The following is a 2,642-nucleotide window of genomic DNA, read 5'->3' as shown; positions in this document are numbered from 1 at the left end:
GTAACCGCCCTCCTTCAGCAACTCGGCAATCGAATAAGAACGTTGATTCAGGTAACCCTCATATCCCGGCTTCCCCCGTTGAAACGGCTGTAAGGCTTCAGCCATGGTGCCAAGCCCGGCGAGGTGGTTGTCGGTGCCGGACATCAGCATGGAGCGTGTGATCGAGCAGGTCGGTGCCGCGTACATGCTGGTGAACTGCAAGCCTTGATGGGCGAGTTCATCCAGCGTGGGTGTATTGATTTCACCGCCATAATTACCCAAGTCGGAATACCCCAGGTCGTCGGCCATAATCAGCAAAATATTCGGTTGCTTCGCATCAGCACTGGCCGCTATCGCCAGGCTGCTACTGAGTGTCAGTGCACCCAACAATAACGTCAGGGGCATGCGCAAAAGAGGCATGTTTTCTCTCTTATTGTGTTTAATCGACGACCATGGGTTTTGATACGGGCCCGGCGCGGTGCTTATTCTTCGAATATCGCCACTGCGCGAACAAACCCCGCTGATGCGTGCTTGATCTTGTAGGGGAAGCACGAAACCACGAACCCGCTGGCCGGCAGGGCTTCAAGGTTGGCGAGCTTTTCCATTTGCCCATAACCGATATCGCGCCCGGCTTTGTGCCCTTCCCAAATGATCGAGGCATCACCGTCAGCGGCAAAACGCTCGCGGGTGTACTTGAAGGGGGCGTCCCAACTCCAGGCATCGGTGCCGACGACACGCACCCCGCGCTCCAGTAGATACAAGGTGGCTTCACGGCCAATTCCGACGCCCGCATCGAGATAACCCGGCTGACCAAATATCGCCCCGGCACGGGTGTTGATCAGCACGATATCCAGCGGCTGCAATTCATGGCCAATTCGCGCCAGCTCGGCTTCGATCTCATCGGCCGTCACCACGTGCCCGTCCGCCATGTGCCGGAAGTCCAGCTTCACGCCAGGTTGCAAGCACCAATCCAGCGGCAATTCGTCGATGCCAAACGCCGGCTGACCGCCATCAGTGGTCGAGGCGTAATGCCAGGGCGCATCCATATGCGTTCCGCTGTGGGTGGTGATGTGCAGCCGTTCGGCCGCCCAGGATTCGTTGCCTGGCATTTGATCGAGTTGCAACCCAGGGAACATCGCCGCCATCTCCGGCCAGCCTTGCTGGTGGTCCATGTAATCAATCTTCGGCAACAGCGGAGGTGGATCGGTGTAGGGGTTGTTGTCGAGGGTGACCGAGAGGTCAACAAGACGACGTTTAGGCTTGATTGGCTGCGACATGAATCGTGTCTCCAGTGAGCGACAAATGACGTGGGGCGGCGGGGTTCAGGGCGTTGCGAATCAGCGTGGCAGCGTTGCCGTCATGGCTGAAACCGGCTGCACGCGCCTGCGGGGTTTTCAGTGGCGGCATGCGCCCAAACAACGCTTCCAGCTGGGTATCGGGGACATGGCTGATCAGGCTGCGACGTTCTTGGCCATAAGTCGCCGCCAATGCGTCCACCACTTGGGCAATGGACAGATGCAGCACCGGCAACTGCCATACCCGTTGCGACTCCCAATCGCTGCTATCGAGTTCGGCGGCGTGAATCAGGTTGTTTACACAGCAACGCGCCGACATCCACCACGCTGTTGCTTGCGCGGAGACAGGGCAACGATAGGTCTCGCCCTCGGCAAATGCCCGCATCAAATCGCTCATGAATGCCGAGCGCAAGCCATTGGGTTCACGCGGACGGGCGACGATGCCTGGCAGGCGCAGCACGCGGCCGTCCACTTCCCCACGCCGGCCGATGTCGATAACGGCGCTCTCGACCATGGCTTTGTGCGTGCCATAAGACAATTGCGGCCGCAGCTCGGCCTGCTCGGTCATTTTCGCCGGCAAATGGCCGCCGTACACCGCCACACTGCTGGCGTACACCAGCACCGGCGGTAACGCTTTGTTGCGCAATTGATTGAGCAATTCCAGGCTGGCCAACAGGTTGACCTGATAACCCAGTTCGTACTGCTCTTCGGCGGCGCCACCGGGGATACTGACCAGATGGAACACCACATCAATGCCGTCGGCCAACACCCGGCGCATCAAGGCCACATCGGTAATGCTGCCGTAATGACGGCGCAAGCGCGGGTCCTCCGGCAATCCTTGCAGGTCGGTATCCAGCACCAGCAATGAGTCGATGACGCGACTGCACAAGCTGCCTCGCGCCAGCAGGCATCGCACCAATTCACGCCCCACAAAACCATTGGCACCGGTAATCAATACTCGCATGTGCGCCCCTCAGCCTTGAGCCTGAACAACACGTTGATCGATTGCGCCGAACAACGACTGGCCGTCGCTACCCTGAACATCCATGTGCACACGGTCACCAAAACGCATGAAGCCGGTTTGTGCGGCCCCCTGTTCGATCATTTCAATCGCTCGACGCTCRGCGATGCAGGCTGAACCGACACTGCGCTCGGCATTGGAGACTGTGCCGGAACCAATCAGCGTGCCCGCGCCCAACCTGCGAGTCAGCGCGGCATGGGCGATCAACTGGCCAAAACTGAAGTTCATCTGCCCGCCGTGCGGATGACCAAACCATTGGCCATTCCAGTGCACCTGCAAGGGCAAATGCACGCGTCCGTCACGCCAGGCATCGCCCAGTTCGTCTGGTGTGATGGCCAGCGGGGCGA

General features: G+C 59.5%; 4 protein-coding genes. All 4 read right to left on the bottom strand.

What is annotated here, in order from left to right:
• Positions 1–399, bottom strand: a 399-nt coding sequence (locus tag AC1DRJ_RS23945; RefSeq protein WP_477804330.1) for a sulfatase-like hydrolase/transferase, incomplete at its 3' end; no start/stop codon positions are given.
• Between the two features lie 62 nt (positions 400–461).
• Complete coding sequence (locus AC1DRJ_RS23940) at positions 462–1,256, bottom strand: cyclase family protein (protein WP_150779891.1); 795 nt, start codon at positions 1,254–1,256, stop codon at positions 462–464.
• A complete protein-coding gene (locus AC1DRJ_RS23935) occupies positions 1,234–2,238 on the bottom strand; it encodes an NAD-dependent epimerase/dehydratase family protein (RefSeq protein WP_477804329.1) in 1,005 nt (334 codons plus the stop codon). Before AC1DRJ_RS23935 ends, AC1DRJ_RS23940 begins: the two co-directional genes overlap by 23 nt.
• Positions 2,239–2,247: 9 nt before the next feature.
• The coding region (locus AC1DRJ_RS23930) for a fumarylacetoacetate hydrolase family protein (protein ID WP_477804328.1) at positions 2,248–2,642 on the bottom strand (395 nt) is incomplete at its 5' end.

The sequence above is a fragment of the Pseudomonas sp. P5_B2 genome (assembly GCF_056400445.1).
This window is presented reverse-complemented; position numbering and strand designations above follow the sequence as displayed.

Excerpts from the sequence above, each read along its gene's own strand:
- AC1DRJ_RS23935 (WP_477804329.1), bottom strand. The coding sequence starts at position 2,238 with ATGCGAGTATTGATTACCGGTGCCAATGGTTTTGTGGGGCGTGAATTG.
- AC1DRJ_RS23940 (WP_150779891.1), bottom strand. The coding sequence starts at position 1,256 with ATGTCGCAGCCAATCAAGCCTAAACGTCGTCTTGTTGACCTCTCGGTC.